The organism is Bacteroides sp. PHL 2737 (assembly GCF_004115325.2).
GTDB lineage: Bacteria > Bacteroidota > Bacteroidia > Bacteroidales > Bacteroidaceae > Bacteroides > Bacteroides hominis.
This window is the reverse complement of sequence record NZ_CP040630.1, coordinates 4,372,938-4,389,963: the sequence shown is the minus strand read 5'-3', so window position 1 is coordinate 4,389,963 and position 17,026 is coordinate 4,372,938. Positions and strand designations below refer to the sequence as shown.

Here is a 17,026-nt window from a genome sequence, read left to right as displayed (position 1 = left end):
TGACATACTGGAATAACGGAAAACAATTAGTATCTTTGTGTGTAGTAGCAATGATATAAAAAACAGAGGCGATATGGATATATGTAATACGATGTCCCGTAAACTTCCGATTGGGATACAGAGCTTTGAGAAGCTTCGTACCGGAGGGTATCTTTATGTAGATAAAACAGAACTGGTTTACCGGCTGGCGAAGGCGGGGATCCCCTGTTTCCTGAGCCGTCCCCGGAGGTTTGGCAAGAGCTTGTTGCTCTCTACGCTGGAAGCTTACTTTCTGGGAAAGAAAGACTTGTTCAAGGGGCTTGCCATTGAGCGGTTGGAGCAGGACTGGCTTGTGTATCCGGTGTTGCACCTGGATCTCAATGCAGAGAAATATGACAGTAACGAGCGCTTGGCCAATTTGCTCGAAAGCCAGCTTGAAGCGTGGGAGGCGGAATACGGGGTAACAGAGATTAACCGGAGTTACTCGATTCGTTTTATGACCGTCATCCGCCGTGCCTATGAACAGACAGGCAGGCGTGTAGTGGTGCTGGTAGACGAATATGACAAGCCGATGCTTCGCTCGTTTGATAATCCGGAACTGCAACGTGACTTTCGTGAGACGTTGACAGCTTTCTACACTGTGCTAAAGAGTGCCGATGCTTATTTGCAGTTGGTCTTTATCACGGGAGTGACCAAGTTTGCTCAAATGGGTATTTTCAGTAATCTGAACCAATTGCAGGACATCAGTCTGCATCCGGCATATACTACTTTGTGTGGTATGACCCGTGCGGAAATAGAAGCCGTTTTTGCTCCGGAACTTCAATCTCTTGCCCGAGGCAACGGATTGACGTATGAAGAGACAATGGATAAGCTTGGGCGGCAATATGACGGTTATCATTTTAATTATCGTAACTGGGAAGGTATGTTCAATCCTTTCAGTGTACTGAATACTTTTTCGACCGGTCTGTTTGAGAACGCTTGGTTTGCGAGTGGTACTCCTACGTTTCTGGCTGAAATGTTGCGTAAGACGGACTTTGACCTGCGTGACCTGGATGGTATTGAAGTGAGCTCGGCTTCATTGAGTGACGACTGTGCCGATATACATAATCCGGTTCCGATGATTTATCAGAGTGGTTATCTTACCGTCAAGAAGTATGATCCGCAATTCGGGCTGTATACGCTTGGCTTCCCCAACGAAGAGGTGAAGTATGGCTTCCTTAACTTTGTGGCTCCTTTTTATACTCCGGTGGCTTCTACGGATACTGCTTTTTATATAGGTAAGTTTGTCCGGGAGCTGACAAGTGGTGATGTGGAGGCTTTTCTTGAACGTCTGCGTTGCTTTTTCGCTGATTTCCCTTATGAGTTGAATACAAAGACGGAACGTCATTATCAGGTGGTATTTTATCTTGTATTCAAGCTGATGGGACAATTTACGGAGGCAGAGGTTCGTTCTGCCCGGGGGCGTGCGGATGCTGTGGTGAAAACAGCTGATTATACATATGTTTTTGAATTCAAACTGGACGGCAGTGCCGAGGCGGCTTTACAGCAGATTGAGGAAAAAGGGTATTCGTTCCCTTACGGGGCTGATGGCAGGAAACTGGTAAAGGTTGGCGTTTCGTTCGATGCGGAACAACGTAATTTAGGGGAATGGCTGATAGTTAAGTAGACAGGGCTGACAGGACAATATAGTTTTCCGTCCCGCTTTGTGTATCTGGAGATGCACAAGGCGGGACGGACTGTTTTCCGGGGTTTCGGGATTAGACAGTAATTTAAAAATAATGATATGAAACAGACTTGGAAGAATAAATGGTTAATGCTCTTGGGAGGAGTGATCCTTCTGGGAGGGTTGAGTGGATGTGAGGACCGGACGGAAGAGGCGGTGGTTCCTCCGGCGGATGGTGAAGAGGTGACGGTATCGATGGTCTTCGGCTTTGCCGAAGATTCAAGTGATGATGGAGCCTCAACGGCTCGCCTCAACGGCTCGCCGTTGAAAGCAGCAAAGCTGCTTTTGATGTGAACCTTTCGTCAGGAACGATGACTCGTGGCGGGACAAGCGTTCCGGATCAGTTATATAACCTGGAGATACGTCAGTATGACTCGAATGGAACTTATATAAACGGGAAGGACTATGGCAATGTAGCGCTTGGGAAACATCTGGAGGTCACTTTAAGCGCACTGACGGACTGCCAGTTGCTGATTGTGGCGCGTGGCAACGGGGGGGCGATAGCTGCCTTGGGTAGTAACTCTTTGGAGAAGGTGCAGGCGATGGACGTAAACTCGTCGGTGATCAATGCGATTGATCCTTCGAATAGTGAAGATATGAAGAAGATGCCTTATGTACTCCATCTGGAGCATGTGAATGTGGCGCAAGTAGATGGTAAGTATGTGATTCAGAGTCCGGAGGGGAGCTATGATACCCGTTTGCTGCTGAAGCGTCTGGCTGCCCGGCTCACCGTGGAGTGGACATATGCTGTGAGCGGATATACTTTGAAACAACTGTTGCTCCAAAGTGTCCCATTGAACTATGCGGTTATCCCTACCCCCGATAGTGAGGGAAATTATCCTTCTATCCTGGATCAGTTTACTACTTTGCAGATAAAAAATGTGGCACAAAGTGGAAGTTACTCTTGCTGGGTACCGACCAATATGCGCGGAGAGAAACCGGCAGCGAACTCTGAAACCCAACGGACAAAAGAGAATGCTCCTAAAGGAAGTTCTTTCTTTAACTTTGTCGCGGTGAGCGATCAGGATGCAAAAGTTAAACTGGACTATCGTGTTTATATCGGCGGGAGGCAGTCGACGAATTTCGACATTAAGAGTAATGCGAATTATGATTATACGGTGAACTTTGCACATAGCGGTATCCCGACAAGTGATAAACGGGTGACCTATATCAACCCTGTACCCGCTTCGGAAAATAATGAAAACTTTGTGCCTACGGCCAATTGCTTTATGGTATCCGCCGGAGGCGGCTTCTGCTTTGATCCGCTGGCATACCAACAGAATGGAGATCCGGATAAAACGAACGATGTATTGAAAGGTTGGTGTGAGGCTTCCGGAGGAATCACTACGATGAAACTACTCTGGCAGACCAAAGAGGATGGAGATATCGGTGAGCCGGTAATGGGAATCGTAACTTCGGAGGATGACCATACGAACATCGTGGATTTGAAACGGACAGATGGAACCGATCCGACGTTGTATCCGGTGAAGAATAAAGGGGAAGCCCGTGTTTATTGCCGTGTGGCTCCGGGAACTACCGGTGGTAGCGGGGTGATTGCCGCTTATGGTGCGGATGGTAAGATACTCTGGAGCTGGCATGTGTGGGTGACGGACTACCGCCCGGACGCGACAGGTGATGCGGATGTGCAAGAGCCGTTGACTAAAAGAAAACTGAAATTTACATATGGCAATCATGGAAACCAGTTACCGATGATGGATCGTAATCTGGGGGCTATGGCCGGATATGCCGGCGTGCCGCCGTCGGATGTGGAGAAGTTTAAGACACATGGATTCCATTATCAATGGGGAAGGAAAGATCCATATCCGAGCAGTTATTCGAATAAGCCGATCACGATAGTGAATCTTCCTACTCCGATGACTAAACCGATTGTGGGAATATTAAGCTTATATAAGCCGGATGGAGTCACTTTCCTGCCTTTTGATCCGGCTGTAAATGCTCAGGCGACTTATCGGACGGCTTACCAGAATCCGTTGAATATATATAAAAAGACAAATGTACATAAATGGATAGCGGACAGTGATCGGAATAATACATATCTGAATGCTTGGAATATTCAGAAGACAGTTCATGATCCGTGTCCGGCAGGATGGCGTGTAGCACTGATTGAGAACTATCTTTCACTGTTTAGCAATGTGAATCAAGCAGTCAAAGCATCAGACAATGGTGCTAATGTGATGAATTCGGATAGTGTTGGTGCACATGGAGGAATGGTTATGGCATATGATACAAATAAAAAACTAACGACTTATGTTCGGCTCACCGGTTATTATTATTTGGATAGTCAGTTTGCGTATATTGGAGAATCTGCTTTAATTTGGTGCGGAAATAAGTTAGGTACTGCTTCGGGAGGGGAAACAGTGAGTTATTTTAAAATAGGAAAAACTGCTTCGACAAAAGCAAGTATTGTTCTTACAGGACATGAACGTGAAGCGATTCCCCTACGTTGCATTCAGGAGCGGGCTGACTGACCGGTATGGATTGATAAAGTTATAAACGATCTGTTGTTTTGTTTGTGAAAGTTCCGCTTGCTTCCGGTGGGGAGGAGCGGAACTTTATTTATGTGGCTCCTATGGGCGTGGTGTGGAAAAGTAATTTTTAATGTTTTAGTTTTCCTTCCATTGTGCTCAGGTAGATGTCCAAGGCACGGGTCGATATCTGTATCTCACGGAGAGAAACGCCTAAAGAGGCGATTAACAGAAGCAGTGCGAGTCCGAAAATATAGATGGAAAGCAGGAACAACCCGATGTAGATAAGAAACATGGTAACTACGCAGAAGAATAGGCTGGCAATGCCGAACACCTGCATCATGCGGGTCAGGTTGAGGCGTTTGCGCAGATTCTCAATTTGAGCTACATTGATATCAGAGGGATCTTCCATATAACGGTCGCGAAGAGTGCGTACCAATTGGGCATACGAGAGAAAACGGTTGGTGTATGCCAAAAGAATAAGTGAAACGGCTGAAAATAGCAGCGCGGGTGTCGTGAGTGTAAGTTCTTCCATTGTTATCATACTTTTATATACAATAACAATGGAAGAGAAATAAAGGTTTACTTCAGTACACCTAATTCTTTACCTACTTTGATGAATGCAGCGATACATTTATCGAGGTGTTCTTTTTCGTGACCGGCTGAAATCTGTACACGGATACGTGCCTGGTCTTTCGGAACTACCGGATAGTAGAAACCTGTTACATAAATACCTTCTTCCTGCATGCGGGCTGCATAAACCTGTGACAGTTTGGCATCGTACAGCATCACGGCACAGATAGCACTCTGAGTCGGTTTGATGTCAAATCCGGCTGCGGTCATCTTGTCGCGGAAGTAGTTTACGTTTTCTACCAGTTTGTCATGGATTTCGTTGCTTTCTTTCAGCATCTTGAATACTTCGAGGCTGGCACCGATAATACCCGGAGCAAGTGAGTTTGAGAACAGGTACGGACGGCTGCGCTGGCGAAGCAGGTCGATGATCTCTTTGCGGCCGGTTGTGAATCCGCCCAAAGCACCACCAAAGGCTTTACCCAGAGTTCCGGTGTAGATATCTACACGTCCGTAAGTGTTGTACTGTTCGCTTACTCCATGACCGGTTGCACCAACTACACCGGCAGAGTGAGATTCGTCTACCATCACCAGGGCATCGTACTTCTCGGCCAGATCACAGATTTTGTCCATTGGAGCTACATTACCGTCCATTGAGAATACGCCGTCGGTAACGATAATGCGGAAACGCTGGGCTTGTGCTTCCTGCAGGCAACGTTCCAGATCGGCCATGTCTGCATTGGCATAACGATAGCGTTTTGCTTTGCAAAGACGTACTCCGTCGATGATAGAAGCGTGGTTCAGTGAGTCGGAGATGATGGCATCTTCGTCGGTGAACAACGGTTCGAACACACCGCCGTTGGCATCAAAGCAAGCTGCGTACAAAATAGTGTCTTCGGTTTTGAAATAGTCTGAAATTGCGGCTTCCAGCTCCTTATGTATATCTTGAGTTCCGCAGATGAAACGTACAGAAGACATACCGTATCCACGACGGTCCATCATCTTCTTTGCACCTTCGATCAGGCGGGGATGGTTAGACAATCCAAGGTAGTTGTTGGCACAGAAATTCAGTACTTCCTTGCCTTTAACAGTGATAGCAGCTTGTTGTGCACTTTCGATTAAGCGTTCCTCTTTGTAGAGGCCTGCTTCTTTAATTTCAGCAATCGTGTTGCTGAGGTGTTCTTTCATTTTACCGTACATAGTGTTTGGGGTTTTAGTTTCTTTTGCAAAGGACACAATTTTTCTTGGAATAAACAACATATATTTGGTATAAAAATGAAAAAAAAGTGCTTACTTTGCGCACCATTTAGCTTAATACACCTTATTAGTAAAGATAATGAAAAATATTTTGGTAATTGGAGCAACCGGCCAGATTGGTTCGGAGCTCACGATGGAACTACGTAAACGCTACGGAAACACACATGTAGTAGCAGGTTATATTCACGGGGCAGAGCCCAAAGGGGAATTGAAAGAATCCGGTCCGTCGGCGGTAGTCGATGTAACAGATCAGGAGATGATCGCCTCTGTAGTGAAGGAGTATAATATCGACACAATCTACAACCTGGCAGCCCTGCTGTCTGTTGTGGCCGAATCGAAGCCCAAACTGGCTTGGAAAATCGGTATCGACGGATTATGGAATGTACTCGAAGTGGCCCGCGAAAACAAATGCGCCGTGTTTACTCCGAGTTCGATCGGTTCGTTTGGCGAAAGCACACCTCACGTGCAGACACCGCAGGATACCATTCAGCGTCCGCGCACTATGTATGGTATCAGCAAGGTAACCACGGAGTTGCTGAGCGACTATTATTTTAATAAGTATGGCGTAGATACACGTGCCGTGCGTTTCCCGGGAATCATTTCGAATGTGACACCTCCGGGAGGTGGTACGACTGACTACGCAGTAGACATCTACTACTCTGCCGTAAAAGGAGAGAAGTTTATCTGTCCGATTCCGGAAGGAACACTGATGGATATGATGTATATGCCGGATGCGCTGAACGCAGCTATCTCGCTGATGGAAGCTGATCCGACGAAACTGGTACACCGTAATGCTTTCAACATCGCTTCTATGAGCTTTGCACCCGAAACAATTTATGCTGCCATCAAGAAACATGTTCCTGACTTTGAAATGGAATATAAGGTAGACCCGCTGAAACAGCGCATCGCCAACAGCTGGCCTGACAGTATGGATGATTCTTGTGCCCGCGAAGAGTGGGGCTGGAAACCGGCTTACGATTTGGAGAGTATGACAGTAGATATGCTTGAAAAACTAAGAGCTAAATTAAAATAATGTGATGATATAGGCCCATGTGCCCGCCGGAATAATGAAATGGTTTTGAAAACCGGTTGGCACATGGGAATATCGACACATTGCTAACTATTAAAATGAAAACAATAATGGCGGGAGTCACCGTCCTGGTGTTGTTTGCCGCATGTGGAAACAACAAAAAGACTGACGCTGACCCCTTTGCATCTATTACACATCTGGTAGATTCGGCTATGGTGAACAAAGCCGACTCCATTGATAAAGAGAAGGCTTCGGACGAACCTAAACCGATTGAAGCTGACGAATCGTTTGACGACTTTATCTATAACTTTGCTTCTGATGACGCTCTGCAAAGGCAGCGCGTAGTGTTTCCGTTGCCCTACTACAACGGAGAACGAGCTTCAAAAATTGATAAGAAGTACTGGAAGCACGATGACTTGTTTACTAAACAGAGTTATTATACCTTGCTCTTCGACCGGGAAGAGGACATGGACATGGTAGGGGATACTTCACTCACTTCCGTTCAGGTGGAATGGATTTTCATCAAGAAACGAATGGTGAAGAAATATTATTTTGAAAGAATTAAAGGGGCGTGGATGCTTGAAGCAATCAATCTGCGTCCGATTGAGAAAAGCGAGAACGAGGATTTCGTCGAATTCTATGGGCACTTTGCAACAGACAGTATCTTCCAGAGTCACCGAATCCGGCAGCCGCTTGCGTTTGTTACCACCGATCCGGATGACGATTTCTCAATACTCGAAACTACACTTGACTTGAACCAGTGGTTTGCCTTTAAGCCGGTATTGCCTACTGATAAGCTTTCGAATATTAATTACGGACAGCAGAATGATGACAATACTTCACGCAAGATATTGGCATTGAAAGGTATTGGCAACGGGTTCTCCAATATCCTCTATTTTCAGCGCAAAGACAGCGGATGGGAACTGTATAAGTTTGAGGATACAAGTATTTAGTGATTGCTTTTTATGATTATGGAACAAAAATACTCTCTTTTATCACATAACACTTTTGGCATCGATGTGTCCGCAGCTCGTTTTTTGGAGTACGCTTCAGTGGATGAATTGCATCGGTTGATTGATTCAGGACAAGTGACTTCTCCTTATTTGCACATTGGGGGAGGCAGTAACCTGCTGTTTACTAAAGATTACGAAGGTACTGTTTTACACTCGCGTATCGAAGGAGTAGAGGTGGTGGACGAAACGGATGATGATATTGTCGTTCGTGTAGGTGCAGGTGTAGTCTGGGACGACTTTGTGGATTATTGCGTGAAGCATAATTGGTACGGTGCGGAAAACCTCTCCCTGATTCCCGGAGAAGTGGGAGCCAGTGCGGTGCAGAATATCGGGGCTTATGGGGTTGAGGTAAAAGATCTGATTGTGCGGGTGGAAACCTTGAACATTGAGGGGAAAGAACGTGTTTATGATATTTCAGAGTGTGGATATTCCTATCGGGACAGTATCTTTAAGCGCCCTGCAAATAAGAGTGTTTTTGTCACTTATGTCAGCTTTAAGTTAAGTAAGAAGGAATATTATACGTTGGATTACGGTACTATCCGCCGGGAATTGGAGAAGTATCCTACGGTGACATTGGAGACCGTGCGCCGGGTGATTATCGCCATCCGTGAGGAGAAATTGCCGGATCCCCGGGTGATGGGTAATGCGGGAAGTTTCTTTATGAATCCGATTGTGTCCCGCATAAAATTTGAAGCGTTGCAAGAAGAATATCCACATATGCCTTTTTACGAAATAGATGCCGACCGGATAAAGATTCCTGCCGGTTGGATGATTGATCAGTGTGGCTGGAAAGGTAAAGCTTTGGGGCCGGCAGCGGTACATGATAAGCAAGCGCTGGTACTGGTGAATCGCGGAGGAGCCAGAGGCGCGGATGTTATAGCACTTTCGGATGCAGTACGCGCTTCGGTTAGAGAGAAGTTTGGAATAGATATTCATCCGGAGGTGAATTTTATCTGAAATGAAAATAAGAATACTTGGTAGCGGGACTTCTACCGGAGTGCCCGAGATTGGATGCACTTGTGCGGTTTGCACTTCAAAAGATCCGAGAGATCATCGTCTTCGTACCTCGGCGTTGGTGCAGACCGGGGATGCTACTTTATTGTTGGACTGCGGTCCGGATTTCAGGGAACAGATGTTACATGTCCCGTTTGGTAAAATTGATGCCGTATTGATTTCCCACGAACATTATGACCATGTGGGAGGTTTGGATGACTTACGTCCTTTCTGTCGTTTCGGAGAGGTACCTATTTATGCCGAAACGTATACGGCTGAGCGTTTGCGTAGCCGGATGCCTTATTGCTTTGTGGAACATACTTATCCGGGAGTTCCGAATATTCCTTTGCGTGAGATTGAACCCAATCGTCCGTTTCTTGTTAATCATACCGAAGTGTTACCCTTGAGGGTAATGCACGGCAAACTGCCCATTCTGGGATATCGGATCGGAAAGCTCGGATATATTACTGATATGCTGACCATGCCCGATGAATCGTTTGAGCAGTTACAAGGGGTAGATGTGCTGGTGATGAATGCATTGCGTGTAGCACCACACAACACCCATCAAAGCCTTTCTGAAGCGCTGGAGGCTGTGAAACGCATTGGGGCAAAGGAAACCTGGTTTATTCACATGAGTCATCATATCGGACTTCAGGCAGATGTGGAAAAACTACTTCCTCCGCTTGTGCATTTTGCATTCGACGGGCTTGAAATAGAATGTTAGTGATTAATGCTTAATAATTCTTTCTTTAAGTATATTTTGTTTTATTTGGAGAATTTATTATTTTTGCAGTGAGCCGATAAACAACGAATGCCATGAAACTCCGTACGATAGTGAAAATAGCCGTAATCTCGTCTGTTGTACTACTGTGTACAGGCTTTGCTATGTTTTCTTTTTTCAGATTATCAGCGGTTGAGGGGCGTAAAGACTTTAATCTTTATACGCTTGTTCCGCGCTCGGCCACTGTGGTTCTCGAAACGGATGATCTTGCCGGGATGATACAGAGTATCAATGAACTGAGCTGTAGCAAAGATCAGCATTTCCTTTATATTTCCAAATTATTTTCTTATTTGAAACTCCATCTTTATACATTGTTGGAAGATACGCCTCACGGGTTGAGTAAACAGATGAATAAGGTGTTGTTGAGCTTTCATGAGCCGGATAATGACCGCAACCAGGTGTTGTATTGCAGTTTGGGAAATGGTGATTATGAGTTAGTGGAGAAATTTATACGTAAATACTGTTCAAGCAGTTTCCCATCAAAACTGTTTGATTATAAAGGGGAGGAGATACGCATCTATCCGATGCCGGATGATAGCTTTTTAGCTTGCTACTTCACTTCCGATTTTTTGGCGGTGAGCTATCAGAAGAAGCTGATAGAACAAGTGATCGACGCACGTTTGTCGAAAAAGTCTTTGCTGACCGACAGCTCTTTTGTAAAAGTGCATGAAGACAAGCGTGCCCGTGTAGCGGCTACTATTTATGCCCGTATGCAACCCTTGAGTATGGGCAAGGCTACCGATGGGATTCGTTCGTGTACACAATTGGGGGGATGGACCGAATTTGATATGAAAATGAACGGGGATGCCATTTACTTTTCTGGAGTCAGTCATGATACTGATACCTGTATGACTTTTATGAACGTGCTTCGGCAACAACAACCTGTAGAAGACTTTCCGGGAGACATCCTGCCGGCTTCTACTTTCTTTTTCAATAAACGGTCGGTGACGGATATGCAGGCGATGCTTGACTTTACTGCCCGGCAGGAATATACAACATCAACCTATTCAGACTATATCAGGGACCGGGACGGAGAACTGCTTGCATTCCTCAAGGATAATGCCGGAGGCGAACTTGTGACCTGCCTGTTCCATTCGGCGGACACTCTTGCGAATCCTTGTGCGGTGATGACTATTCCCTTGAAGGATGTCCAGCAGGCTGAGCGGGTGTTGCAAGGAGTACTCCGGAGTGCTCCGAAAGAAGTGGACGGCCCTCCGAAGCCACGTACTACTTTCTGTAAAACGCCTTCAAGAGCTTATACGCTTTATGTGTTGCCACGTAATACATTGTTTACGCAATTGACCGGAATTACGGAATCTGCCTTATATGTCTATGCTTGTTTCTATGGAGAGAGACTGATTTTGGCTCCGGATGCGGAGAGTCTTGCCACATATGTCCGTTGCCTGGATAAAAAAGAAATTCTGAACGATACTCCCGGATACGAGGAAGCGGTAGTAAATCTTTCTCCGTCATATAACTTTATGATGGTGGCTGACTTGGGAGAAACTTTTTCCCAGCCGGAGAACTACGTCAGGTTGATACCTGCATTTTTCTTTCGCAATCAGGAGTTCTTTCGTCATTTTATTCTTTCTGCACAGTTTACCTGTACTGACGGAGTTGTCTATCCTAATGTGGTTTTGATTTATAAAGGTGATTCTGACGATGTTTCCTGACTACGGTAAGAGACACAAAACCCCGAAAGAAATTGGATAGCTTTCGGGGTTTTGTGTCTTATACTAAGGCATGTTTGCTTAGAAAGGCAAGTCGTCTTTTGCATCACCGGCAATGAATTCCGGTGCTGAAGATGGTGCCGGAGGAGGAACCGGAGCTCCCGGAGTCATGGGTGCGCCTGCGCCTACACGCTCTACTTTCCATGCACGGATACTGTTGAACCAACGATCCTGCCATTGACGTGCATCGATATCGAATGATACGGTCAACTCTTCACCCATCTGGATGTTGAATTGTTCTATTTTGTCTGCTCCGAAGATGTCGAAACACATTTTCTTTGGATATTGATCATGATTTTCGATTACATACTCCTGAGCCTTCCATTCGTTGCCGCTTGTCTTAGAAACTCCACCTCTGGGCTGGAGTATAGCGATAATTTTTCCTGTAAATTCCATTGCGATAATTTTAAATTGTGCGGCGAAGTTACAATTTTTTAGGGATATCCGACGAATATTCTCCTGTTTTTTCTTCTCTTTTATTGTGCTGCCTCGATCTTTTTTGTAACTTTGTGCTTTGCAAAAATATAAAATTTAAAATCACAGATTATATGAAATTTATCGTTTCAAGTACTGCACTTTCCAGCCATTTACAGGCTGTTAGCCGTGTGATAAACTCAAAAAATGCGCTGCCTATTTTAGATTGTTTTCTCTTTCAGTTGGAGGACGGAACACTGTCTGTGACTGTTTCTGATAGTGAAACTACGATGGTAACCTCGGTTGAGGTGAACGAGAGTGATTCTAACGGAAAGTTTGCCGTCGCTGCAAAAACGTTGCTCGATGCATTGAAAGAGATTCCGGAACAACCGTTGACATTCGAAATAAAGCCGGATACCTATGAAATTACGGTACAGTACCAAAATGGTAAATATAGCCTGATGGGGCAGAATGCCGATGAGTTTCCGCAATCGGCTACACTCGGTGATAATGCGGTTCGTGTGGAGATGGAAGCACAGATATTGCTGGGAGGCATTAACCGTTCGGTATTTGCTACTGCCGATGACGAACTCCGTCCGGTGATGAATGGTATCTACTTTGACATTACGACTGAAGACATTACAATGGTAGCTTCGGACGGACACAAGTTGGTACGTTGTAAAACATTGGCTGCACGCGGAAATGAACGTGCTGCATTTATTTTGCCCAAAAAACCGGCAACTTTGTTGAAGAACCTGTTGCCTAAGGAATCGGGTATGGTGGTGATCGAGTTTGACGAACGCAATGCTGTCTTCACGCTCGAAAGTTATCGTATGGTTTGTCGTCTGATTGAAGGACGCTACCCCAATTATAATTCAGTGATTCCACAAAACAATCCGCACAAAGTGACGGTAGACCGTATGCAGCTGATAGGTGCTTTGCGTCGTGTATCTATTTTCTCTTCACAGGCAAGCAGTCTTATCAAACTCCGTATGCAGGAAAACCAGATCGTGGTTTCGGCTCAAGATATTGATTTCTCTACTTCTGCAGAGGAAACACAGGTGTGCCAATATGCCGGTGCAGCAATGAGTATTGGCTTTAAATCTACTTTCCTGATCGATATTCTGAATAATATCTCGGCAGAGGAAGTGATCATTGAATTGGCTGATCCGTCAAGAGCAGGTGTCATTATTCCGGTAGAACAGGAAGAAAACGAAGATTTGTTGATGCTGCTGATGCCGATGATGCTGAACGACTAACTGCGGAACAGAAATAGAATCGGATTCATTACAGAGGACACAAAGATCACAGAGACATCATTCTTTGGAATTGAAGCTCTGTGCACTCGGTGTCCTCTGTGGTGAATTTAAACAAAACCGTATAAACAATGAAACTCAACCTAAAGAACCCTATTGTCTTTTTCGACCTGGAAACGACCGGGACTAACATCAACTCAGACCGAATTGTAGAAATCTGTTATCTTAAAGTATATCCGAACGGGAATGAAGAGTCGAAAACTCTCCGTATTAATCCCGAAATGCCTATTCCTGCCGAATCATCTGCCGTTCATGGTATTTTTGATGCTGACGTAGCTGATTGTCCTACTTTTAAAGAAGTAGCAAAAAGCATTGCGAATGACATTGAAGGTTGTGATCTGGCTGGTTTCAACTCCAACCGTTTTGACATTCCTGTGTTGGCGGAAGAGTTTCTTCGTGCCGGGGTTGATATTGATATGAGTAAGCGCAAATTTGTTGATGTACAGGTAATTTTCCATAAGATGGAACAACGTACTCTTTCGGCTGCTTATAAATTCTATTGTGGCCGTAATTTGGAAGATGCACATACAGCGGAAGCCGATACCCGCGCCGCGTACGAGGTCCTGATGGCTCAACTTGACCGCTATCCGGAAGATTTGCAAAACGATATGTCTTTCCTCGCCGATTACTCAAGCTATAACAAGAATGTGGATTTTGCCGGACGTATGGTGTATGATGACAATGGAGTGGAGGTTTTTAATTTTGGCAAATACAAAGGCCAGTCGGTGAGTGAAGTGCTGAAAAAAGATCCCGGATATTACAGTTGGATTCTCAATAGTGACTTTACGCTGAATACAAAAGCCATGTTGACGAAGATTCGCCTGCGTGAGTTAACGGGAAAATAACTATGCTGAACGGAAAGAAAATTATACTTGGCATTACCGGTAGCATTGCTGCTTATAAGGCTTGCTACATTATACGCGGCCTGATTAAACAGGGAGCGGAGGTACAGGTCGTAATTACTCCTGCCGGAAAGGAGTTTATTACTCCGATAACTTTGTCCGCTTTGACCAGTAAGCCTGTTATCAGTGAGTTTTTTGCCCAGCGGGACGGAACGTGGAACAGCCACGTAGATTTGGGGCTTTGGGCAGATGCTATGCTGATAGCGCCTGCGACGGCTTCTACCATTGGTAAAATGGCAAATGGCATAGCAGACAATATGCTGATCACGACTTATCTGTCAGCGAAGGCACCGGTGTTTATCGCTCCGGCCATGGACTTGGATATGTTTGCGCATCCCAGTACCCAGAAGAATCTGGATACGCTGCGTTCATACGGTAATCATATCATTGAACCGGCTTCGGGAGAATTAGCAAGCCATTTGGTAGGTAAGGGGCGCATGGAAGAACCGGAGAATATTATCCGGGTACTTGATGAGTTCTTTTCCTCTACGGGCGAGCTGGCTGGAAAGAAAGTGCTGATTACAGCCGGACCGACTTATGAAAAGATTGATCCGGTACGTTTCATTGGTAATTATTCTTCCGGTAAAATGGGATTTGCATTGGCAGAGGAGTGTGCCCGTCGCGGAGCGGAGGTAGTGCTGATAGCCGGACCGGTGCAACAGAAGGTATATCATTCACACATTACCCGTATTGATGTGGAGTCTGCTCAGGAAATGTATGAGGCTGCTATGGCGCAATACCCATTGGTGGATGCCGGAATATTATGTGCTGCAGTAGCAGATTTTACTCCGGATGTTGTAGTCGATAAGAAGATAAAACGGGAGGGAGATGATTTGATGTTACATCTCAAGCCCACCCACGATATTGCCGCTGCATTGGGTAAACTGAAGACATCGGGGCAGAAATTAATCGGTTTTGCTCTTGAAACGAATGATGAACAGCGTAATGCCGAAGGAAAACTGATCCGGAAGAACTTCGATTTTATTGTGCTGAATTCATTGAATGATGCAGGTGCGGGTTTCCGTTACGATACAAATAAAATCAGTATTCTCAGTTGTAGAGGCAGAACCGATTATCCGTTAAAATCCAAGACTGAAGTAGCCAGAGATATTATTGATCGAATGATAAAAGAATTGTGATTTATGTTACGTTCATTATACATCCAGAATTATGCTCTGATTGAGAAACTTGATATCCGTTTCGAAACCGGATTTTCTGTGATTACCGGTGAAACCGGTGCCGGGAAATCCATTATTCTGGGCGCAATCGGACTTTTACTCGGACAGCGTGCTGATGTGAAGGCTATTCGGCAAGGTGCTTCGAAATGTATTATTGAGGCCAGGTTCGATATATCAGCTTATCATATGGAAGCTTTTTTCGAAGAGAACGAGCTGGAGTATGAGCCCGAATGTATACTTCGCCGTGAGGTACAGTCTTCCGGCAAAAGCAGAGCATTTATTAACGATACGCCTGCATCGCTCACACAAATGAAAGAATTGGGAGAGCAATTGATCGATGTACATTCGCAGCACCAGAATCTGTTGCTTAACAAAGAAGGTTTTCAGCTCAATGTACTTGATATACTTTCCCACAACGAAGAGGCTTTGGATGTATATCATCATTTATATCAGGAATGGAAAAAGCTCAGTAAAGAACTTGACGAACTGATTGTACTGGCCGAACAGAGCAAAACGGATGAAGATTATATCCGTTTCCAGTTAGAACAATTGGAGGAGGCACATCTTTCTGCCGGAGAGCAGGAAGAATTGGAACAGGAGGCCGAAACATTGGCACATGCCGAAGATATCAAAGCCGGATTATATCGGGTAGAGCAAACTCTTGCCTCAGACGAAGGAGGACTGTTGCCTGCTTTGAAAGAGAGTTTGGGTACTCTGAATGGATTGCAGCGGGTATACCAGCCTGCCGGAGAATTGGCTGAACGGATGGAGAGCACTTATATAGAACTGAAAGATATAGCTCAGGAAATATCGGATCAGGGAGAGAGTGTCGAGTTCAATCCATCCCGGCTGGAAGAAGTGAATGACCGGTTGAACCTGATCTATTCTTTGGAACAAAAACACCGTGTTCAGACAGTAGAAGAGTTGATCGTCCTTTCAGAGCAATATGCAACGAAACTTGCTGCCATTACTTCGTATGATGATCGGATAGCTCAATTGACGGAACAGAGAGATGCGCAATATAATAAGGTAAAGAAACAAGCGTTTGTCCTGACGAAGGCCCGTACGGAGATTGCCCGTAAAGTGGAAAAGCAGATGGCAGCTCGTCTGATTCCTTTGGGAATGCCCAATGTCCGCTTCCAGGTGGAAATGGGGCTGAAAAAAGAATTGGGTCCCCAAGGAGAAGATACGGTGAACTTCTTATTCTCTGCCAATAAGAACGGAGCGCTGCAGAGTATATCTTCAGTTGCGTCCGGTGGTGAAATAGCTCGTGTTATGCTGTCTATCAAGGCAATGATAGCAGGAGCCGTAAAATTGCCCACTATTGTGTTCGATGAAATCGATACCGGAGTATCCGGTGAGATTGCAGATCGCATGGCGGACATCATGCAAGAGATGGGTGAACAAAACAGGCAGGTGATCAGTATCACCCACTTGCCTCAGATTGCTGCCCGTGGACGTGCCCATTATAAGGTATACAAGCGGGATAATGATACGGAAACGAATAGCCATATTCGTCGTCTGACTGACGAAGAACGGGTAGAAGAGTTGGCACATATGCTGAGTGGTGCCACTTTGACCGAGGCTGCACTAAGCAATGCAAGGGCATTGCTGGAACCTTCTTTGAAAGAGAGAAAAATAATAAAATAAGTAT

15 protein-coding genes are annotated in these 17,026 nt (G+C 45.3%); 12 read left to right on the top strand and 3 right to left on the bottom strand.

Annotation, left to right across the window (positions count from 1 at the left end; translation table 11 throughout):
* Window positions 1-73 precede the first annotated feature (73 nt).
* The 3 genes from DBK98_RS18210 (at window position 74) to DBK98_RS18205 (ending at window position 4,191) form a co-directional block, all read left to right on the top strand.
* Entirely contained in the window at window positions 74-1,645 is a 1,572-nt protein-coding gene (locus DBK98_RS18210) for an ATP-binding protein (protein ID WP_032535814.1), read from the top strand.
* Between the two features lie 117 nt (window positions 1,646-1,762).
* Window positions 1,763-1,996, top strand: a complete 234-nt coding sequence (locus tag DBK98_RS23375; RefSeq protein WP_164932436.1) for a hypothetical protein — start codon at window positions 1,763-1,765, stop codon at window positions 1,994-1,996.
* Complete coding sequence (locus DBK98_RS18205) at window positions 1,993-4,191, top strand: DUF4906 domain-containing protein (protein WP_239650958.1); 2,199 nt, start codon at window positions 1,993-1,995, stop codon at window positions 4,189-4,191. The genes DBK98_RS23375 and DBK98_RS18205 overlap by 4 nt, the downstream gene beginning before the upstream one ends.
* 127 nt (window positions 4,192-4,318) lie before the next feature.
* Here DBK98_RS18205 and DBK98_RS18200 read toward each other — a convergent pair whose 3' ends face one another.
* Entirely contained in the window at window positions 4,319-4,723 is a 405-nt protein-coding gene (locus DBK98_RS18200) for a DUF2721 domain-containing protein (RefSeq protein WP_005806973.1), read from the bottom strand.
* 47 nt (window positions 4,724-4,770) lie between these two features.
* Complete coding sequence (gene kbl, locus DBK98_RS18195; RefSeq protein ID WP_005806971.1) at window positions 4,771-5,958, bottom strand: glycine C-acetyltransferase; 1,188 nt, start codon at window positions 5,956-5,958, stop codon at window positions 4,771-4,773.
* Between the two features lie 136 nt (window positions 5,959-6,094).
* On the opposite strand from kbl, the gene DBK98_RS18190 reads away from it, so the two are divergent.
* The 5 genes from DBK98_RS18190 (at window position 6,095) to DBK98_RS18170 (ending at window position 11,505) form a co-directional block, all read left to right on the top strand.
* Window positions 6,095-7,048: an NAD-dependent epimerase/dehydratase family protein gene (locus DBK98_RS18190; protein ID WP_005780013.1), complete on the top strand. Its 954-nt coding sequence runs from the start codon at window positions 6,095-6,097 to the stop codon at window positions 7,046-7,048.
* Between the two features lie 95 nt (window positions 7,049-7,143).
* Window positions 7,144-7,998: a DUF4348 domain-containing protein gene (locus DBK98_RS18185; RefSeq protein ID WP_005780011.1), complete on the top strand. Its 855-nt coding sequence runs from the start codon at window positions 7,144-7,146 to the stop codon at window positions 7,996-7,998.
* Between the two features lie 18 nt (window positions 7,999-8,016).
* On the top strand, window positions 8,017-9,015 hold the full coding sequence (gene murB, locus DBK98_RS18180; protein ID WP_032535833.1) for a UDP-N-acetylmuramate dehydrogenase: 999 nt from the start codon (window positions 8,017-8,019) through the stop codon (window positions 9,013-9,015).
* 1 nt (window position 9,016) lies between these two features.
* Window positions 9,017-9,775 carry an MBL fold metallo-hydrolase gene (locus DBK98_RS18175; RefSeq protein ID WP_005806965.1) on the top strand — a complete coding sequence of 253 codons (759 nt, stop codon included), beginning with the start codon at window positions 9,017-9,019 and terminating at the stop codon, window positions 9,773-9,775.
* A gap of 92 nt (window positions 9,776-9,867) precedes the next feature.
* Entirely contained in the window at window positions 9,868-11,505 is a 1,638-nt protein-coding gene (locus DBK98_RS18170) for a hypothetical protein (RefSeq protein ID WP_005806963.1), read from the top strand.
* A 78-nt stretch (window positions 11,506-11,583) separates the two neighbouring features.
* Here DBK98_RS18170 and DBK98_RS18165 read toward each other — a convergent pair whose 3' ends face one another.
* On the bottom strand, window positions 11,584-11,958 hold the full coding sequence (locus DBK98_RS18165) for a DUF3127 domain-containing protein (protein ID WP_005780004.1): 375 nt from the start codon (window positions 11,956-11,958) through the stop codon (window positions 11,584-11,586).
* A 152-nt stretch (window positions 11,959-12,110) separates the two neighbouring features.
* On the opposite strand from DBK98_RS18165, the gene dnaN reads away from it, so the two are divergent.
* The 4 genes from dnaN (at window position 12,111) to recN (ending at window position 17,022) form a co-directional block, all read left to right on the top strand.
* Complete coding sequence (gene dnaN / locus DBK98_RS18160) at window positions 12,111-13,235, top strand: DNA polymerase III subunit beta (RefSeq protein WP_005806961.1); 1,125 nt, start codon at window positions 12,111-12,113, stop codon at window positions 13,233-13,235.
* A gap of 128 nt (window positions 13,236-13,363) precedes the next feature.
* Window positions 13,364-14,137, top strand: coding sequence for a 3'-5' exonuclease (locus tag DBK98_RS18155; RefSeq protein ID WP_005806960.1), 774 nt, complete (start codon window positions 13,364-13,366; stop codon window positions 14,135-14,137).
* 2 nt (window positions 14,138-14,139) lie between these two features.
* On the top strand, window positions 14,140-15,333 hold the full coding sequence (gene coaBC / locus DBK98_RS18150) for a bifunctional phosphopantothenoylcysteine decarboxylase/phosphopantothenate--cysteine ligase CoaBC (protein ID WP_005806957.1): 1,194 nt from the start codon (window positions 14,140-14,142) through the stop codon (window positions 15,331-15,333).
* 3 nt (window positions 15,334-15,336) lie between these two features.
* Window positions 15,337-17,022: a DNA repair protein RecN gene (gene recN / locus DBK98_RS18145; protein ID WP_005806955.1), complete on the top strand. Its 1,686-nt coding sequence runs from the start codon at window positions 15,337-15,339 to the stop codon at window positions 17,020-17,022.
* The last annotated feature ends 4 nt before the right edge of the window (window positions 17,023-17,026 follow it).